We start from the raw sequence: 19888 nt of genomic DNA on the forward strand, positions 1-19888 counted from the left end.
AGAGTTTTCCTGGGAAACTATCCAATTTTCCTGATAGATTGCAGAGCTAACGAGACAAACCTATAACTGAGAATACTGATGTCTACTACTGCCCCGATTGTCATTGATGTTATCTCCGATGTCATGTGCCCATGGTGCTTCATCGGCAAACGCCGACTGGAGAAAGCCTTAATGATGCTGCCGGACAGCACCGTAAAAGTTCAATGGCACCCCTACCAACTTGATGCGACCCTTCCCAAAGAAGGCAAAGATCGCAAAAAGTATCTGGAAGACAAGTTTGGTGGAGCTGAACGGGCAAAAGAGATCTACGCTCAGGTAAGCAATGCCGGTGCAGCAGAAGAAATTGACTTCAAGTTTGAGGCAATCACGAAATCCCCCAACACAATCGACAGCCACCGGTTGATCCGCTGGGCCCGCTCTGAAGGCATGCAGGACGCGATGGTCGAAGAGCTGTTCAAGCTTTACTTCACAGAAGGTGCTGACCTGACCGATAAGCAAGTCCTGACCAGCGCCGCCGAACGCGCAGGTCTCAACAGCAAACTGGTTTCTGATCTATTGAATACAGATCAGGACGTAAAAGAAGTTGAAGCAGATGTGGTCCGCGCTCATGAAATTGGTGTTACGGGCGTTCCCTTCTTCATCATCGATGGCCGCTTTGCAGTGGCAGGAGCAGAAAATCCTGAAACACTTGCAGCAGCAATCCGCCACGCCGTGGAAACAAAAACTGGCGAATAAAAGAAGTAGCCGCGTCTTTATGTACTCAACGATCTTCTGAAGTTAAATTCCAAGCGCAACAACAAAGCCACATATTCAACTGCTGGATTTCAATAGTGGCTCTGTTTTGCTTGCAGGTATAACCTTGCATGCATGAGCCTCAGGACTTTCATCGCACTGCTACTAACACCCATTGCCATTTGGCTTGTAAGTATTGCAGCGCTCTTCGTGATTAGTTCGAGCACTGACTGTTCATTTTCATCGAAGGGTATAAGCCCCTGCATCATTTATGGGATTGATATTGGGCACTCTTTGTATGATCTCGGTCTGATGGCGGCATGGGGGTTCCTAGCCGTCCCGTATATCTGGGGTTATCTGTTTGCAGGGTGGTTCATATTCAAAGTCGGAACCTTTTTATACGGCATTTTCATCAGGATGTAGAAAGCAAAAAAGCCGGCCCAAATGGACCGGCTTTCTTAATTTCAAGCAAATGCTGAAGGTCTTATCCGCGCAGGATAGAACGACCAGCAAACACGCCCTGGAGGCCCAGTTCTTCTTCGATACGGATAAGCTGGTTGTACTTAGCCATACGGTCAGAACGGGACAAAGAACCAGTTTTGATCTGGCCACAGTTGAATGCAACTGCCAAATCAGCAATAGTGTTGTCTTCGGTTTCACCTGAACGGTGAGACATGACAGAAGTGTAGCTTGCACGGTGCGCCATATCGACAGCTTCCATGGTCTCAGTCAGAGAACCGATCTGGTTCACTTTCACGAGAATGGAGTTTGCAGTGTCGTTTTTGATGCCGCGAGCAAGACGCTCGGAGTTGGTCACGAACAGATCGTCACCCACCAGCTGACACTTGTTGCCAATCGCCTGGGTTAAAGACTTCCAGCCATCCCAATCTTCTTCAGCCATACCGTCTTCGATGGAGAACACTGGGTACTTGCTCACCAGATCTTCAAGGTAGCGAACCATTTCATCAGAACCAAGGATCTTGCCTTCGCCCTTCAGGTTGTACTTGCCATCCTTGTAGAACTCGGTGGAAGCTGCATCAAATGCAAGCATCACGTCATCACCAGGGGTGTAACCAGCTTTCTCGATAGCGTTCAGAACAAAACCGATCGCTTCATCAGTAGAACCGATACCAGGAGCAAAGCCGCCTTCATCACCAACATTGGTGTTGTGGCCTGCTGCGGAAAGACCCTTTTTAAGGGTATGGAAGATTTCGCAACCCATACGAACAGATTCACGCAGAGAGCTTGCACCCACTGGCATAATCATGAATTCCTGAAAATCGATTGGGTTGTCAGCATGCTCACCACCGTTGATGATGTTCATCATCGGAACTGGCAGCGTACGCGCACCGAAACCACCAACATAGCGGTAAAGTGGCATCGCAGCAGCTTCAGCAGCAGCTTTTGCAACAGCAAGGGAAACGCCCAAAATAGCGTTTGCACCAAGACGGCCTTTATTTTCAGTGCCGTCAAGTTCGATCATAGCACGGTCAATTTTGATCTGATCTTCAGCGTCCATACCGCCGACAGCATCAAAGATCTCACCGTTTACAGCTTCTACAGCGTCCTCAACACCCTTGCCAAGGTAACGCTCACCGCCATCGCGGCGTTCAACAGCTTCAAATGCGCCAGTGGAGGCGCCGGACGGAACTGCAGCCCGACCGAAGGAGCCGTCTTCCAAAAGCACATCAACTTCAACAGTTGGGTTGCCGCGACTGTCAAGGATTTCGCGACCAATAATGTCGATGATAGCAGTCATCTAAGAGTACTCCAATGTACTTGTAGAGTGTGGAATTTTGGCTCTAAGAGCTTTTACCCGAAGTACTGCCCCCAAGGAAGAGAAGAGACCGTACCCTTCTGTAAATCCTTGGGAATAAACGAATGTATTTTGTCGCACCTCTAAGTAAAAACGCAGTATTTTGTCACTTTCCTTAGGTGCCGTGAAATATCTAAAGCGTAAAACTTCCGTTTTTTGCGATCCGGTCAAAATCCTGCAGCCACAGCAGCAAGTCTTTGAGTCGGTTTAGAGGGATCATATTCGGACCATCAGATGACGTGGTGTTGTCAGGATCGTCATGCGTCTCCACAAACAGGCCTGCAATACCAACGGCAGCAGCAGCACGTGCCAGTGTTGCAACAAACTCGCGCTGCCCACCAGATGTACCACCAAGGCCACCAGGCTGCTGTACAGAGTGAGTTGCATCAAACACCACAGGAGCACCCATGTCCGCCATAATCGGCAGGGCGCGCATGTCTGAGACAAGTGTGTTGTAGCCAAATGTTGCACCACGCTCGCACAGCATCACATTGGAGTTGCCACTCTCAACCACTTTGGTCATGACGTTTTTCATGTCCCAAGGTGCGAGAAACTGCCCCTTCTTCACATTTAGCGCTCTGCCGGTTTTCGCAGCAGCAACAAGAAGGTCAGTTTGGCGGCACAGGTAAGCTGGAATCTGCAACACATCGCAGACCTCACTAACTGGCGCACAGTGGTTTGGCTCATGCACATCGGTAATCACTGGCAAGCCGTAGGTTTCTTTGATTTCCGCAAAAACCTCCAGGCCTTTGGCCATGCCCATACCACGGCTGGCAGACAGACTAGTCCGGTTAGCCTTGTCGTAGCTCGCTTTGAAAACCAAACCTATGTTCAGCTCTTCTGCAATTTCTTTGACAGCCTGAGCCATTTCCATGGCATGAGCGCGGCTCTCCATCTGGCATGGACCAGCAATAAGAGAGAACGGCTTATCATTTGAAAAGACAGTGTTTCCAACTGAAACTTCTGAATTTGGTTGAGACACGAAGAGATCTCCTTAAGGGCGTGAATATAATCCAAAAGTTGATTAGGCGCTTTGGCTCCAAATTACAAGAGCAGGAACGATGCGATACGCTCTCCAGAGATCTTTGGCATGCGCTGGTCTTTGCAACCAGTCCTCCAAATCTGTGAACGCTAAACCTGAGGCTCATAGGACAGCACGCTCTGCATAGATTGTAACTCATCTGTGAGTAGATTAGTGCTACGCTTTAACTTGGAGGGCTACCTTTTCAATAACCGAAGCCTGTGGTTCAAGACACATTCTTTGATGAGCTCATTGAAACATAACAGCGCCATTACAAAAGCGAACCGTCAGAAACTGGGCAGCCAAGCTAAACATCTACTAGGTTAAAACAGCGTCACCCAATAACCATAGACATTTCGGCAGTCTTCCCCATAAGTACAATCAAACTCTTCGCATCTGTTGTTAAGGTAACCCCATAACTCTTTGCTATTTTATCTCGCTTTTTCTCATAGTTATCCTGAAACCGCTCAATTTGCTTTTGGAGCGCGGCCACCTGAGCAATCTTCTTCTCAGCGGCATCATAACCTTTGTTCGCAGTATCTAGATGCTGGCGAAGTCTTTGATACTTTTTTCAACGCCAATGAGCTTTTTCTTGTCTCCACCAGCTGCAGCTTCCAAAGTTTTCATTCCTTTGGTGATTTGTTCCACCAAATTATGTGCCTTGATATAGTCGTCCTGCGCTTTCGCAAGAGATTTAAGAGCTTTCTGACCCGTTTCAATATCAGCGGAAATTTTCTTTAGCTTTGATTCATCCTCGACGTGTTTCATGTAGGCCTTTTCGACAGCTGCTTTATCATTTGTCAACTTGCCGTATTTAGTGACATCTTTAGCCGGGAGCTTATGTTTCTTTTCCATTTCTTTCTGGAAAGCAGGCACACCACTCAAGAACTCTTTGGCATTCTTATATTTTTTGAGAGCCTTTGGCATTTGTTCCTCCAACTATTTTGTATGACAGCGCAAACGCAGCGAGAAACTACCTGATATCGACCCTGCGAAAAATTACGAGGTCATGCCTTGGTTAAAAAACCTCAGAGCAATTCGGAAAGATTGGCATAAACCATGCCTGATAAAACGCTCACTTGAAACTGAAAAGCCGGGAACTCTCGTCCCCGGCTTCAAATTCCAAATACTTACTGGTGCTTTAAATGACCCAAGTATTGTCCGAGCCAATATAGCCATCTTTAAGCAGACGATCGACGATCTCATCAGCCAGAGCCTCAACAGTGCGCCCTGCAGTTTTCAGATGCAGTTCCGGAGCCTCAGGTACTTCATAATCGCTATCTATCCCGGTAAAGTTGGAAATCTCACCTTTCCGAGCCTTGGCATAAAGTCCCTTAGGATCACGTGTTTCACACTCTTCTAGAGTTGTGTCGACAAAGATTTCAAAGAACTCATCCGTATCCAGCAAATCACGAGCAAGCTGACGTTCAGCCTTAAATGGCGAGATAAAGGAAACCAGTGTGATCAACCCTGCGTCCACAAAGAGTCTCGATGTCTCAGCAACTCGGCGGATGTTTTCAACGCGATCAGCATCGGTAAATCCAAGATCTTTATTCAGACCATGACGAACATTATCGCCATCAAGCAGATAGGTATGCCGTCCAAGGCTCAAAAGCTTCTGTTCCACCGCATTCGCGATGGTCGACTTCCCGGAACCTGAAAGCCCTGTAAACCAGAGAACTGCAGGCTTCTGCCCTTTAAGACCACCACGCGCTTTCTTGTTCACATCCAGGGCTTGGCGATGAACGTTAGTCGCCCGTCGCAGTCCAAACCAGATCAGACCAGCAGCAACAGTCTCATTCGTCATTCTGTCGATGAGAATAAAGCTGCCAGTATCCCGGTTTGCTTCATATGGATCAAACGCAATTGCTTCAGAAAGCGCCAAATTACAAAATGCGATTTCATTAAGAGCCAGCTGCTTTGCCGCATGATGATCAAACGTGTTCACATCTACCTTGTGTTTGATCTCAGTAACACTTGCCCCGATCGTTTTAGTGCCACACTTCAAAAGATAAGGCCGCCCCGGCAGCATTGCATTTTCAGACATCCAAATCAGATGAGCGGCAAACTGGTCACTTACATCAGGTCGTGAGTGCGCCGGCGCCAGAACATCGCCACGAGAAATATCGATCTCATCAGCCAATGTCAGAGTAACCGACTGACCATCATCAGCTCGCACCTGATCACCATCCATGGTGACAATCTTCTCAACGCAACTGGTTTTGCCAGACTGGGCAACGACGACTTCATCACCCACAATAACAGATCCGCCACGAACAGTGCCGCTATATCCGCGAAAGTCCAGATTTGGACGGTTCACCCACTGAACTGGAAAACGGAACGCTGCTTCACTGTGCTCTTCACCAAGTTCAACATTTTCAAGGTGTTCAAGCAAAGTCGGACCGGTAAACCAACTAAGTTTCTCGCTACTGGTGGTTACATTGTCACCAAAACGCGCTGAAAGCGGAATGACTTCGCTACTGTCAAAATCAAAACCAGATGAAAAGCTCTCAAAATCCGCCTTGATTTCTTCAAACCGCTTTTGGTCATAGTCAACAAGGTCAATCTTGTTGACCGCCAGAACCACATGACGCACGCCCAACAAAGACGCAATAAACGCATGGCGACGTGTCTGCGTTAGCAGTCCATTGCGCGCATCAACCAACAAAATTGCAAGATCTGCCGTTGACGCCCCAGTCGCCATGTTCCGCGTATACTGTTCATGCCCAGGTGTATCAGCAACAATAAACTTCCGTTTTTCAGTCGAGAAAAAGCGGTAAGCAACATCAATTGTGATCCCCTGTTCCCGCTCAGCCTCAAGGCCATCCACGAGCAGTGCAAGATCAATTTCGTCTGCAACAGTTCCGTGCTTGCGGCTATCTTTCTCAAGCGCTGCCAGCTGATCCTCAAAAATCAGCTTGGTGTCGTAGAGTAAGCGACCAATAAGCGTGGACTTTCCATCATCGACACTGCCGCAAGTCAAAAACCGCAGGAAACTTTTGGACTCTTGTGAGTTGATATAGGTGGACAGATCAAATGCTTCTGCCACTGGCGCGATCTTGTTCATTTAGAAATACCCCTCACGCTTCTTCTTTTCCATTGAGCCGGAGCTGTCATGATCAATCAGGCGACCACTGCGCTCAGATGTGCGCGCAATGAGCATCTCACTCACAATATCTTCAAGAGTGTCAGCAGTGGATTCCACAGCTCCAGTCAGCGGATAACATCCAAGAGTTCTGAAACGAACATCCCGTTGCTCAACTTTCTCACCTGGTTCCAGACGAAAGCGATCATCATCTAACATCAACAAAGTGCCATCCCGCTCAACCACGGGTCGCTTGGCAGAGAAGTAGAGAGGTACAATTTCGATGCCTTCAGCCAGAATGTACTGCCAGATGTCCAGCTCAGTCCAATTGGAGAGCGGGAATGCGCGAATAGATTCACCTTTGGCAATCCGACCGTTATAAAGTGACCACAGTTCCGGGCGCTGGTTCTTAGGATCCCAACCATGGCTCGCAGAACGGAACGAAAAAACGCGTTCTTTTGCGCGCGATTTTTCTTCATCACGCCGCGCACCACCGAAAGCTGCATCAAACTTGTATTGCGTAAGCGCTTCTTTCAGCGCTTCCGTTTTCATGATGTGCGTATAATTGGAACTGCCGTGATCAAATGGATTGATGTTGTTTTTGACGCCCTCTTCGTTCGTGTGAACGATCAGATCCAGTCCATACTTATCTACCGTGTAATCACGGAAAGTGATCATCTCCTGAAACTTCCACGTGGTGTCCACGTGCAGTAGAGGAAATGGAGGCTTGGAAGGATAGAAGGCTTTAAGAGCAAGGTGCAGCATCACCGCGCTGTCTTTACCAATGGAGTAAAGCATCACAGGGTTGTCAAACTCTGCCGCTACCTCGCGAATAATATGAATGCTCTCGTTTTCTAGTCGTCGCAAATGCGACTGGCTATCAATGCCCATCACGGTCTCCAAAGGACGTGTCGTTAAGTCTTGATCCAGAGTTTAACGGTTGAGCATTGATGCGCCGAAGCTTACCAACCCGACCTTAAGCCATAATGGGAAATAATTTTTTCGTCTGCGACCGCAAGGAAGCAAGGATTTGCGAAAGGCTTGCCTTGAGGCGTTTCCAGCTTGCCATATTCAAGTGGCTCTCCGCCTTCCACTATAACGCTTCCCCCAGCTGCACACAGAATTGCCTGTCCAGCAGCTGTGTCCCACTCCATCGTAGGCTCCATACGCGGATAAAAATCGGCTTTACCTTCTGCTAAGCGGCAAAATTTCAAAGACGACCCAGCAGCAACAATCGACGAATTCTCCAATTTCTCCAACATCGCATTGGTCCGTTCACTACGATGCGATCGGCTAGCAAGAACCCGCAGCTCTTCAGCAAAGGCAGAACAGCTCATTTCAACAGCCTCTCCCAGCTCAAGCCCTTTGACTTCCGCTCGATAAGCGCCCTGTCCGACATTTCCCCAGAACAGCTCACCGACCACAGGGGCAAAGATAACGCCTTTGGTGGGAGTTCCGTTTTCGATCAAAGCGATATTGACTGTGAACTCGCCATTCCGGCTGATGAACTCTCGCGTCCCATCCAGAGGGTCTACGAGAATAAAGCGGGAACCGATTTCTGGCATAATTCCAGCGGCCATTGCCTCTTCAGCAATCACAGGTACATCAGGGCAAAGAACAGACAGGTGGTTGAGGATAATCTCTTCAGCCTGCTGATCCGCAATTGTGACAGGAGAACCGTCTCCTTTTGTCTCCGACTGAAAGCCGTCCTCATAAATCCCCAGAATTCGTTGCCCGGCTTCCAGCGCCGCAAGCTTAAAACCTTCAATCACAATTACATCCTTGATAGCTTTCTGTTCATCTCGGAGTAACTTTTAAAGCAGCATGTTCTGGAGAAACAAGAGAGCTTCACAATTTCGCGATAATTGACTGCGAATGAACATCTCTAAAGAATGAGTAATTCAAATTTCGGGCAATCGAAGCATTATGTCCTAGGACAAATTCATTTGGTACCATTAACGAGCCTAATTCGCTGCAGATAAGTGCTAAGAAAATGACTGTTTCGATCTCCTTGACCTAAGGAATTCAAATATATGACACGTGCGATACGAAAAGCTGTTCTCCCGGTTGCAGGTCTGGGCACCCGCTTCCTTCCTGCAACAAAAGCCGTACCAAAAGAAATGCTGACCATTCTGGATCGGCCTATCATCCAATACGTGGTTGATGAAGCTCGCGCTGCCGGGATTGAGCACATCGTATTTGTAACAGGCAGAAACAAACAGGTGATCGAAGATCACTTCGACATTGCTTACGAGCTGGAAGAAACTCTGCGCCGCAGAAACAAAGACCATGCATTGGAACTTCTTGAAAAAATCCGCCCTTCCGCAGGTACAACCAGTTTCACCCGTCAGCAGGAACCTCTCGGCCTAGGGCATGCGATCTGGTGCGCGCGCGACATCATCGGCGATGAACCCTTCGCTATTTTGCTGCCAGACATGCTGATGAAAGCACCAAAAGGTTGCCTGTCGCAAATGGTAGAAGCCTATGAGAACCATGGCGGCAACATCATCTCAGTTGAGGAAGTGCCGTGGGATCAGACACACAAATACGGCATTGTCGAGCGGGATGCTCCTCGCGCTGATGACACGTTCTCCATTACTGGCATGATTGAAAAGCCAGCAGAAGGGACTGCACCATCGAACCTCTACATCAATGGCCGTTATATCCTGCAGCCAGAGATTTTTGGGCTTCTCGAAAAACAGAGCACCGGTGCTGGTGGTGAAATCCAGCTCACCGATGCAATGCTCACATTGATGGGCCAGCAGGACTTCCACGGCGTCGAATTCCGTGGAGAAACCTACGACTGTGGTTCTCGCTCCGGGTTCTTGTCGGCAAATGTCGCGTATGCATTGGATGATTCGGAGCTGGCTGCTCAGCTACGCCCAATGCTTGACAAGCTTCTTGTAAAAACCAGCTGAGTATCGGGAAACGTGAAATGGAAAAAGTACTTGTAACAGGTACTGCCGGCTTTATTGGCAACGCTGTAGCCCTCCGTCTGTTACAAGATGGCTATCATGTCATCGGCTTGGATTGTGTCACAGACTACTATGATGTGACGCTGAAGGAAGAGCGACTGAAACGCCTCACATCCTCTAACCATTTCACAGAGGAACGGGTCAGGCTTGAAGATACCGAAGCTGTCATGCGCATCTTCAAGCAACATGCACCCTCAAAGGTCATTCATCTAGCAGCTCAGGCAGGCGTACGCTACTCGCTGGAAAGTCCTCAGTCTTACGTCGATGCAAACGTCACTGGCTTTTTATCGATATTGGAAGGTGCTCGCGCGCATGATGTAAGGCATCTGGTCTATGCCTCCACGAGCTCTGTCTACGGGCTCGATGAAACGATGCCGTTGTCGACACATCGCGGTGGCAATCATCCGGTTTCATTTTATGCTGCGACCAAAAAAGCCAACGAGGCCATGGCCCATTCCTATGCCCACCTCTTTGACATCCCTTGCACAGGCCTACGGTTCTTTACCGTGTACGGTCCTTGGGGACGCCCGGACATGGCTCTGTTCAAATTCACCAAAGCCATATTGGAGGGGAAACCTGTCCCTCTGTTTAACCACGGCAACATGATCCGCGACTTCACATACGTGGACGATATTGTGGAAGGTATTGTACGGATTTCCAACCTCCCCCCAAAACGAACGGATGATTGGGATGGCAAAGCAGCTGATCCGGCGACCTCCAGCGCTCCTTATCAAGTCTTCAACATCGGCAACAGCGATCCGGTTCAGCTAATGGACTATCTTGCCGCTATCGAAGACGCGCTGGGCATGTCCGCAAAGAAAGAGTTCTTACCATTCCAGCCCGGAGACGTTGCAGCCACCTTCGCTGATGTTACGGATCTGATTGAGACAACCGGCTTCAAACCCCAAACCTCCGTAAAGGCAGGGGTTGCAAACTTCGTCAAATGGTATCGGGATTACTACAATGTGTAGGATGTCCCAAGGTGCCATTTTATGGAAGAAATCGTCTCAGTTGTCGGGCTTGGCTATGTAGGCTTGCCCGTTGCTTGCGCGCTGGCGCATGCAGGTATCAAAACCATTGGTTACGATATAGATCGTCACCGGGTCCAAGAGCTTCTCGAGGGAAATGATAGAACTGCATCTGTCAGCAAGACGGCTCTTTCTTCCAAAAAACTGACGCTCACGTATTCCGCGCCTGATATCAGACAGGCGCGGATCCACATAGTGGCAGTCCCTACCCCAATAAATATCTCCAAACGCCCTGATCTCGGCCCGATCAAGAAGGCCTCAAAAATCGTTGGTGCCTTTATGAAGCCCAACGACATCGTTGTTTTCGAGTCCACAGTTTATCCTGGTGCAACCGAAGAGATTGCGATCCCTTTGCTACAACGAGAATCCGGCCTGCGGTTTCAAAAAGATTTCCAGATCGGATATTCACCCGAGCGGATCAATCCCGGCGATAAAAAGCACACACTTTCCAACCTGCTCAAAATTGTTTCAGCCAGTTCAGAGGATGCACTTGAAACACTGGCGGAGCTTTATGGAAAGATCGTCAAAGCAGGTGTTTACAAAGCCTCATCCATCAAAGTCGCAGAGGCGGCCAAGGTCATTGAGAATACACAGCGTGATTTGAACATAGCCCTCATGAATGAGCTCTCCATGCTATTTCATGCAATGGACATCGATACACGCGATGTTCTGGAAGGCGCTTCAACCAAATGGAACTTCCTGCCATTTCATCCCGGTTTGGTCGGCGGTCACTGCATCGGCGTTGACCCTTACTACCTGACAGATAAAGCACATCAGCTTGGTTTTTCTCCGCAGGTCATCCTTGCAGGACGAGGCACCAATGAAAGTATGAGCAGGTTCATTGCAACAGAGGTTATTCAAGGCTGCGTAAAGCTTGCACGCCCCATGCCGCCTCGTATTGCTATATTGGGCATCACATACAAGGCAGACGTGCCCGATACGCGAAATTCTAAAGTAATCGACTTGATTAGAGAATTGGAGCGTTTCGGAGCCCACATCTTCGCTGTTGATCCTTTAGCCGATCCGGAACACACGAAGGAACACTTTGGCGTTGAGCTCTACCAGGAAACTCCGCCAGGTGACTGTGATGCGGTTATTCTGGCAGTCCCCCATCATGCTTTCTTCGAAAACGAAGAACCTTGGCATGTGATGGAACGGTACTTAAGTGCAGAAAAAGTCTTTGTGGCTGATCTTCACGGTCTTTTGGAAAGGGAGAAGACACCAGAACATGTGCTTCTATGGCGCTTATAGAAAAGGCTTGGGCATTCTCACACCCAAGCCTTCATAGTTTCATGTTCGCTAAAGCTTATGACCAAACATAAGGCTCAATATCGCCATGCGCCCAGTCTTCTTTGGTCTGCTGGCGGAATTCCTCAAACCGACCTTCATCAATCGCATCACGGATGCCCTGCATCAGGTACTGGTAGTAAGCGAGGTTGTTCCAGGTCAACAGCATTGCCGCCAGACCTTCATTCACGCGCACCAGATGATGCAGATAAGCGCGGGAGTATTTGGAGGTTGCTTCACAATTGGATTGCTCATCCAATGGGCGCGGGTCTTCAGAATGACGGGCATTCTTTAGGTTCATCTTACCAAAACGCGTGTAAGCCAAGCCATGGCGGCCAGCACGGGTTGGCATCACACAGTCAAACTGATCAATACCACGCGCGACACTTTCCAGAATATCTTCTGGTGTACCAACACCCATCAGGTATCGTGGCTTATCCTTTGGCATCGCTGGTGTTGTAATTTCCAACATCTTCAGCATAACGGCTTGAGGCTCACCTACGGCCAGACCACCAACGGAATAACCTTCCATCGGAAGCTCACCGAGACGCTGAGCAGATTCAACACGTAGATCAGGGACATCACCGCCCTGAACGATACCGTAAAGACCTTGCCCCTTTTCTGGACCACCCATTTTCTCAAACTGAGCACGGGAGCGTTCAGCCCAACGCAGAGACAATTGCATCGCACGTTCAACTTCATCGCGCTCAGCAGGAAGCGCAATACACTCATCAAGCTGCATCTGGATATCAGAACCAAGCAGGCCCTGAATTTCAACAGAACGCTCCGGGCTCATGAAGTGCTTAGACCCATCATGGTGAGACGAGAAGGTCACACCTTCTTCAGTCATCTTGCGAAGACCAGACAGAGACATCACCTGAAATCCGCCGGAGTCCGTCAAAATGGTATGGTCCCATCCCATAAACTTGTGCAAGCCGCCAAGCTTGGCAATCCGTTCTGCAGTCGGTCGCAGCATCAGATGGTACGTGTTACCAAGAACAACATCCGCCCCCAGATCACGCACTTGCTGCGGATACATAGCCTTTACAGTCGCCTGTGTACCAACCGGCATAAACGCAGGCGTACGAACTTTGCCGTGCGGCGTTGTAATTTCACCGCGGCGCGCCATGCCATCTGTTTTCAGCAGCTTGAAGGAAAACGGCTTGGTGCCTTGCTGTGTTTCACGAGATGTTTTGGTCATTTGGTAGCCTTCTTGAACAGCAGCGAGCTGTCTCCATAACTATAAAAACGGTAGCCAGTGTTGATCGCATGCTCATAAGCAGCGCGCATTTCGTCCATACCACTCAGCGCACTCACAAGCATAAACAGCGTTGAGCGCGGTAAATGGAAGTTGGTCATCAGCGCATCAATGGCTTTGAACTGATAGCCCGGCGTAATGAAAATGTCGGTGCTCTGAGAAATCGGGTTAATCACGCCGTCCTCAGAAACTGAGCTCTCAAGAATGCGCAGTGAAGTTGTACCAACAGAAACAATCTTGTTGCCACGGGCACGAACAGCGTTGAGCGCTGCAGCTGTCTCACCGCTGATCTCGCCATACTCAAAGTGCATTTTATGGTCTTCAGTCTTGTCGGCTTTAACTGGCAAAAACGTGCCAGCGCCCACATGAAGCGTCACGAAGTGTTTCTCAACACCGCGCTCTTCAAGGGCAGCAAACAGCTGGTCCGTAAAATGCAAGCCAGCAGTGGGTGCAGCAACAGCACCTTCATATTTTGCGTAGATGGTTTGATAGTCTTTGCGATCCTGATCGTCTTCAGCCCGCTTAGCTGCGATGTATGGCGGCAGCGGAATGTGCCCCACCTGTGCAATCGCAGCATCCAGCTCACCGGCAGAACGGTCAAACTCAAACAGAATATCGCCTGCTTCGGACTTCTCAGTCACAACAGCAGAAAGCTCTGCAGTATCTTTACTTTCCTCATCAAAAGCAAAACGAACAGTATCGCCAACTTTCAGTTTCTTAGCTGGACGAACAAAGGCACGCCATTCCTTCGCACTGGCACGCTGGTGCAATGTCACACCAACTTTTGTCGTCAGGCCATCACGCGAGCGGAAGCCAAGCAGCTGTGCCGGAATAACTTTTGTATCATTAAAGACGAGCGCATCACCCGGCTCTAAAAGATCAGGCAGAGACAGCACCTGATCATCTGTCAGCAGTTGCTCACCATCAGGGCGCACCACCAACATCCGTGAACTATCACGCGGAACTGCCGGGCGGAGCGCAATGTTTTCCGGCGGCAGATCAAAATCAAAATCATCAACCAGCATAGGGTATCCAGTTTTACAAAACAGCAAATCAGCGCCGCACAGTATGTGGTCGCCATCTCCGTGCTGTCTTATTGGAATTATTGCCAAATCCGTTTGTATTCTGCAGGCCTTGCTGTCACCTGTCCCGCAGTCAAACGATTGAAGCCAGAGGGAGATACCCGTTGATGCGATTTAGGTCAACCTGTTTAGAAGAGCGCTGCGTCCATTTGCATAGCCCTAACAAAAAGGCCCGGCAAAATGCCGAGCCTTTTATAATTCGCAGTGCGTTCGCTATTAAGCGTCCGCAGCAACCTTCAAAGATACGATCTTATCTGGGTTGGAAACAGGTTCACCACGTTTGATCTTGTCAACGTTGTCCATACCTTCAACAACCTGGCCCCATGCGGTGTACTGACCGTCGAGCCAGGATGCATCGCCGAAGCAGATGAAGAACTGGCTGTCGCCGGAGTTCGGATCCATAGAACGAGCCATGGAGCATGTGCCGCGAACGTGTTTCGCATCGTTGAACTCAGCTTTCAGCTTTTTGCCGGAGCCGCCAGTACCTGTGCCCTGAGGGCAGCCGGTCTGAGCCATGAAGCCGTCAATCACACGGTGGAACACGATGCCGTCGTAAAAGCCTTCACGTGCGAGCTCTTTAATACGAGCAACGTGGTTAGGTGCCAGGTCAGGACGCAGTTCAATAACAACGTTGCCCTGAGTGGTTTCCAGCAGCAGTGTGTTTTCTGGATCTTTGATATCAGCCACGGGACTGTCCTTTATCTTAGAATAAGTCTGAGTGCAGACATAGCCTCTACTTGGCGTCTGCCGCAACCTGCATTTTGATGATCTTATCAGGGTTACGAACAGGTTCGCCGCGTTTGATCTTGTCTACAGCGTCCATTCCGGAAACCACGTCACCAAATACGGTGTACTGACCATCAAGCCAAGACCCATCATTGAACATGATAAAGAACTGAGAGTTCGCACTGTTCGGGCTGCGGGACCGCGCCATGCCAAGAGTACCGCGCTTGAACGGAGCCTTGGAGAACTCAGCTTTCAGGTCAGGCATTTCAGAGCCGCCCATGCCTGTGCCGGTTGGGTCGCCAGTCTGCGCCATGAAGCCATCAATCACACGATGGAATACGATGCCATCATAAAAGCCTTCACGTGTAAGCTGTTTAATACGCTTCACATGCTCAGGTGCAAGATCAGGACGCAGCGCAATTTCAACGCGTCCGTCTTTCAGGTCCAGATAAATCGTGTTTTCAAGATCTTTCGCGCTGGCGGTGAATGGCATCATAAATGCGCCTACAACCATCGCACATGCTGTCAGGATACGTAGCAAGATTTCTGTCCTTGTCTTAGCTAAGGCGTACCTCCCAAATTCCCAATTGGCTTTCGAAAAGAGATACGCACACAAAACAAAATTTAGCGGGTGTTATGTGATTGCACATAAACGCGACGCGCTAAAAAAGTCTAACCCTATCAAATAGGCAGTCTTTTCTGTTGCGTTGTTTTTAAGCAATCTCAAAGCGCTTTTTAAGCGCAGCCTCAACACACTTGGGGACAAACGAACTGTAATCTCCCCCCATCTTTGCAATCTGGCGCACCAGTGTAGCCGTAATGGGGCGCATCACTGGTGAGCTTGGAAAAAATACGGTCTTGATGTCAGGTGCCATCGCCCCATTCATTCCAGCCATCTGCATTTCATAATTGAGATCAGTCGAGTCTCGAAGTCCGCGCACCAGAATATTAGAGCCATGCTCTCGCGCTGCATCCACGACCAGCCCAGTAAAGGAGACTGTACGAATACGAGCAGCATTTTCTGCACCAAACTGCTCTTCACAAGCAAGGCGGATCAACTCCACACGTTCTTCAAAGGAAAACAACGGAGCCTTGGAAGCCTGAATGCCAATAGCTACAATCACCTCATCAGCCAAAACCAATGATTGCTCCAGAATGTCCAGATGGCCGTGTGTCATAGGATCAAAAGACCCCGGATAAAGTGCAATGCGCTTCATATAATCTCTCGCGTCACAAATGCCTCTCCCCATAAGCATCATAAATGACACTTACCTTTCAGGCGCTAGCGCGATTGAAACGGGAAAAATGTTGATTTTCAAGTTTAATCCGATTTCTTATAGTATTTTTGCCTGGTTTATTATGAAGTAATTTCGAGGCTTTTGGTCTTCATCCAGTAATCCGGAGCAATAACGATTTTGCCATCTTCGGATGCGTATTCCGACACGGCGCCACGCGTGCCCTCGTAATGCATAATCTCTTTTAATGGAGTATCCGCAAGCTGATGTTCATCGCCCTTTTCCCTCAACATCTCAATGAGCTGATCAGGTATGTCATCATCGTACTTATGCTTAAGTTCACCAGTCATATAGCGGTGCCAATTGTCTAAAGCTATTCGGCAAATATGTTTTGTATCATGCGCCTTATCTGCATCAACAAGTGCACCCCAGAGCCAATGTCCGACCCCTTCAACCAAGAAAATATAAGCAGCTGTACCTTTGTCACAGTTATCCTGAGCCAAAATCCATGACAAGACCTCATTACCAGCATCCCAATTCCAGTTCATTACAACCTGGTGCCAAGTGTCAGGAGTTTGATGCCCGAGCCACTCAATAATCTGATCTGTTTCATTAGCTGGTATGATGAGAACGTCTGGGTCCGCCCACCATTTACATAATACATCATAGTGATCCATTGAAGTCCTTCCCAAAGCCAGTCAAGCTGACTTCGTCTGTCGTTCTAAATACAAAATCTCTAGTTAACTTACGAAAAAGGCGGAGCACATGCCCCGCCTTTTTCTAGAATCTACATCACTTACTCAGTGCTGGACGCTTCACCACCGTCACCCTCAGGTGTCGGAGCAGCGCTCTCTGCGTCTGCCCCTCCGGTGTCTGTACCAACCTCAACAGCGTCTTCAGCTTCAACATTCTCGTCATCATCAGCTTCGCTAATGCGCTCCACTGCAACAACTTGCTCTTCAGCAGAGGTATTGAACACGGTCACACCCTGTGTCGAACGGCCTGCAATGCGAATGCCATTGACAGGGCAACGGATCAGCTGACCACCATCGGTCACCAGCATAATCTCGTCGCTGTCCTCACTACGGAAAGACGCAACCAGGCGGCCATTACGATCATTCACCGTCATCGCCGCGATCCCCTTACCGCCGCGACCGGTAGTGCGGTACTCGTACGAGCTGGTGCGCTTGCCATAACCCTTTTCAGAAACAGTAAGAATGACTTCTTCACTCTCGTCCATCTCTTTAAAGCGTTCTTCGGAGATGCCCGCGTCCTCGAAGGACACATTATCTTCTGCTTCCTCACCGCGCATAGCACGGGAAAGCTTCAGATAAGCCGTCCGCTCTTCGGAATCGCACTCGAAGTGATCAAGGATCGTCATGGAGATGACGTGATCACTCTCAGCAAGGTTGATCCCACGAACACCAACGGAGTTTCGGCCAGAGAATACACGAACATCTGTTGCCGGGAAGCGAATACACATACCCGATGAGGTCGTCAGCAGAACATCATCGTCTTCCGTCGAAGTCATAACGTTGACGATGCCATCGCCCTCTTCCAACTTCATGGCGATCTTGCCGTTTTTGTTGATCTGAGCGAAGTCTGAAAGCTTGTTCCGGCGGATAGTTCCACGCTTGGTCGCAAACATCACGTCCAGCTCTGCCCATGTTTCCTCATTTTCAGGAAGCGGCAGAATAGAGGTGATGCGCTCACCCTGCTCAAGTGGCAGCATGTTGACCAACGCATTCCCGCGTGCTTGCGGGCTCGCCAGCGGCAAACGCCAGACTTTCATCTTGTAGGCAATACCGCGAGACGAGAAGAACAGAACTGGCGTATGCGTATTGGCAACGAACAGACGGGTTACAAAATCTTCGTCTTTCGTCCGCATGCCAGACCGGCCCTTACCGCCACGACGCTGCGCACGATAGGTGTCCAGAGGAACGCGTTTGATGTAGCCGGTATGAGATACGGTCACGACCATATCTTCACGCTGGATCAGATCTTCATCATCCAGATCTCCACCACCATCGGTAATTTCTGTCCGGCGCGGTGTCGCAAACTCATCACGCACTTCTTCAAGTTCGGTACGAACGATCTGAAGAATACGCTCACGGCTACGCAGAATATCAAGATAATCCTTGATCTCCGTTGCAAGCTTGTCGAGTTCATCGCCAATCTCGTCACGGCCCAGAGCAGTCAGACGCTGCAAGCGCAGATCCAGAATGGCGCGAGCCTGATCTTCAGAAAGTTTGAACGTACCATCTTCCTGAATAGCGTAGCGTGGATCATCAATCAGCTGGATCAGCGGCTCGATGTCTTTCGCTGGCCAGTTACGCTCCATCAGCTGACGGCGCGCAGTCGCAGGATCAGGTGCTGTGCGAATAAGATGAATAACATCATCAATGTTGGCAGTCGCAACAGCCAAACCTACGAGAACATGAGCACGATCACGCGCTTTGTTCAGAAGGAACCGGGTCCGGCGACCAATAACCTCTTCACGGAAAGCAATGAACGCTTTCAGCATATCCTGCAGAGCAAGCTGCTCAGGACGGCCACCATTCAAGGCCACCACGTTACAGCCAAAGCTCTGTTGAAGCTGAGAATAACGATAGAGCTGGTTCAGGATAACATCAGGAACCGCATCACGCTTCAGCTCAATAACAACGCGCATGCCACGACGATCTGATTCGTCGCGAATATCAGAGATGCCCTCAATCCGCTTTTCACGAACAAGCTCTGCGATCTTTTCGATCATAGAGGATTTGTTCACCTGATAAGGGATTTCAGTGACAATCAATGCCATACGGCCTGAGCGAATTTCTTCCGTCTCAACCCGGCTGCGCATAAGAACGGAACCACGTCCGGTCTCATAAGCTGATTTGATGCCAGCACGGCCAAGAATAATACCACCGGTCGGGAAGTCCGGACCCGGGATAATCTCCATCAGCTCTGGCAGAGTGATTTCAGGGCGCTCGATCATTGCGATCGTGCCATCAATCACTTCACCCATGTTATGCGGCGGAATATTGGTCGCCATACCAACAGCAATACCGCCAGCACCGTTTACCAGTAGGTTCGGATAGCGTGCTGGGAGAACTTCAGGTTCCGTCTCGGAGCCATCGTAGTTCTCATTGAAGTTCACCGTATCTTTGTCGATATCGGAAAGCTGTGTCTGAGCAACTTTTTCGAGGCGACACTCTGTGTAACGCATCGCTGCAGCACGGTCACCATCAACCGAGCCAAAGTTGCCCTGCCCATTAATGAGTGGCAGGCGCATGGAAAAATTCTGCGCCATACGAACAAGAGCATCATAAATCGCACTATCACCATGTGGGTGATATTTACCCATAACGTCACCAACGACGCGGGCGGATTTACGATAGGGCTTGTTCCACTCATATCCGTTTTCATGCATAGAATACAGAATACGGCGGTGAACCGGCTTCAAACCATCACGAACATCGGGAAGCGCACGGCTCACAATCACGCTCATTGCGTAATCGAGATAGCTGCGCTTCATTTCATCTGTGATAGAGACGGGCCGAATGTCGCTAGGTAGGCCACCTGGTGGTGTACTTAAGTCCTGATCTGCCAAGGATTATTCTCATCAATTTTAAGTCAGAATTCCTAGCCTTTATAGCCG

Annotated in this window: 17 protein-coding genes; 4 read left to right on the forward strand and 13 right to left on the reverse strand. The window is 49.4% G+C overall.

What is annotated here, in order from left to right:
• Positions 1-78 precede the first annotated feature (78 nt).
• Entirely contained in the window at positions 79-735 is a 657-nt protein-coding gene (locus PsAD37_RS15520; protein WP_063296927.1) for a DsbA family oxidoreductase, read from the forward strand.
• A gap of 481 nt (positions 736-1216) precedes the next feature.
• On the opposite strand, the gene eno is transcribed toward PsAD37_RS15520, so the two are convergent.
• From eno to cysQ, 6 genes are all read right to left on the reverse strand, one after another.
• Positions 1217-2491 carry a phosphopyruvate hydratase gene (eno, locus tag PsAD37_RS15530; protein WP_063296929.1) on the reverse strand — a complete coding sequence of 425 codons (1275 nt, stop codon included), beginning with the start codon at positions 2489-2491 and terminating at the stop codon, positions 1217-1219.
• Positions 2492-2681: 190 nt separating this feature from the next.
• A complete protein-coding gene (gene kdsA / locus PsAD37_RS15535; protein WP_063296930.1) occupies positions 2682-3530 on the reverse strand; it encodes a 3-deoxy-8-phosphooctulonate synthase in 849 nt (282 codons plus the stop codon).
• A 579-nt stretch (positions 3531-4109) separates the two neighbouring features.
• Positions 4110-4496, reverse strand: coding sequence for a hypothetical protein (locus tag PsAD37_RS15540; RefSeq protein ID WP_208991904.1), 387 nt, complete (start codon positions 4494-4496; stop codon positions 4110-4112).
• A 214-nt stretch (positions 4497-4710) separates the two neighbouring features.
• Positions 4711-6636, reverse strand: coding sequence for a sulfate adenylyltransferase subunit CysN (gene cysN / locus PsAD37_RS15545; RefSeq protein WP_063296931.1), 1926 nt, complete (start codon positions 6634-6636; stop codon positions 4711-4713).
• Positions 6637-7545 (reverse strand): sulfate adenylyltransferase subunit CysD, encoded by a 909-nt coding sequence (gene cysD / locus PsAD37_RS15550; protein ID WP_057466276.1) that lies wholly within the window; start codon positions 7543-7545, stop codon positions 6637-6639.
• Between the two features lie 71 nt (positions 7546-7616).
• The gene (gene cysQ / locus PsAD37_RS15555; protein WP_063296932.1) at positions 7617-8426 is read right to left on the reverse strand and encodes a 3'(2'),5'-bisphosphate nucleotidase CysQ; all 810 of its coding nucleotides are present in this window, start codon (positions 8424-8426) and stop codon (positions 7617-7619) included.
• A 261-nt stretch (positions 8427-8687) separates the two neighbouring features.
• Between cysQ and galU the strand changes: the two genes are divergently transcribed.
• Genes galU through PsAD37_RS15570 form a run of 3 tightly spaced genes read left to right on the forward strand, consistent with a single transcriptional unit; the run spans position 8688 to position 11908 of the window.
• Positions 8688-9572 (forward strand): UTP--glucose-1-phosphate uridylyltransferase GalU, encoded by an 885-nt coding sequence (gene galU / locus PsAD37_RS15560; protein WP_063296933.1) that lies wholly within the window; start codon positions 8688-8690, stop codon positions 9570-9572.
• 17 nt (positions 9573-9589) lie between these two features.
• Positions 9590-10600 (forward strand): NAD-dependent epimerase, encoded by a 1011-nt coding sequence (locus PsAD37_RS15565; protein ID WP_063296934.1) that lies wholly within the window; start codon positions 9590-9592, stop codon positions 10598-10600.
• 21 nt (positions 10601-10621) lie between these two features.
• On the forward strand, positions 10622-11908 hold the full coding sequence (locus PsAD37_RS15570; protein ID WP_063296935.1) for a nucleotide sugar dehydrogenase: 1287 nt from the start codon (positions 10622-10624) through the stop codon (positions 11906-11908).
• 55 nt (positions 11909-11963) lie between these two features.
• Here the strand turns inward: PsAD37_RS15570 and tgt are convergent, their stop codons facing one another.
• From tgt to gyrA, 7 genes are all read right to left on the reverse strand, one after another.
• Entirely contained in the window at positions 11964-13145 is a 1182-nt protein-coding gene (gene tgt, locus PsAD37_RS15575) for a tRNA guanosine(34) transglycosylase Tgt (protein WP_063296936.1), read from the reverse strand.
• Positions 13142-14227, reverse strand: a complete 1086-nt coding sequence (gene queA, locus PsAD37_RS15580) for a tRNA preQ1(34) S-adenosylmethionine ribosyltransferase-isomerase QueA (protein WP_063296937.1) — start codon at positions 14225-14227, stop codon at positions 13142-13144. The genes tgt and queA overlap by 4 nt, the downstream gene beginning before the upstream one ends.
• Positions 14228-14500: 273 nt before the next feature.
• The gene (locus PsAD37_RS15585; protein WP_093521872.1) at positions 14501-14962 is read right to left on the reverse strand and encodes a peptidylprolyl isomerase; all 462 of its coding nucleotides are present in this window, start codon (positions 14960-14962) and stop codon (positions 14501-14503) included.
• Between the two features lie 55 nt (positions 14963-15017).
• Positions 15018-15524, reverse strand: coding sequence for a peptidylprolyl isomerase (locus tag PsAD37_RS15590; protein ID WP_063288896.1), 507 nt, complete (start codon positions 15522-15524; stop codon positions 15018-15020).
• A gap of 199 nt (positions 15525-15723) precedes the next feature.
• Positions 15724-16227 carry a pantetheine-phosphate adenylyltransferase gene (gene coaD / locus PsAD37_RS15595; protein WP_063296938.1) on the reverse strand — a complete coding sequence of 168 codons (504 nt, stop codon included), beginning with the start codon at positions 16225-16227 and terminating at the stop codon, positions 15724-15726.
• 140 nt (positions 16228-16367) lie between these two features.
• Entirely contained in the window at positions 16368-16922 is a 555-nt protein-coding gene (locus PsAD37_RS15600) for a DUF4274 domain-containing protein (RefSeq protein ID WP_063296939.1), read from the reverse strand.
• A gap of 119 nt (positions 16923-17041) precedes the next feature.
• Positions 17042-19765, reverse strand: a complete 2724-nt coding sequence (gene gyrA / locus PsAD37_RS15605) for a DNA gyrase subunit A (protein ID WP_370446599.1) — start codon at positions 19763-19765, stop codon at positions 17042-17044.
• Positions 19766-19888 lie beyond the last annotated feature (123 nt).

This window comes from Pseudovibrio sp. Ad37, from assembly GCF_001623075.1.
In the GTDB taxonomy this organism is placed as follows: domain Bacteria; phylum Pseudomonadota; class Alphaproteobacteria; order Rhizobiales; family Stappiaceae; genus Pseudovibrio.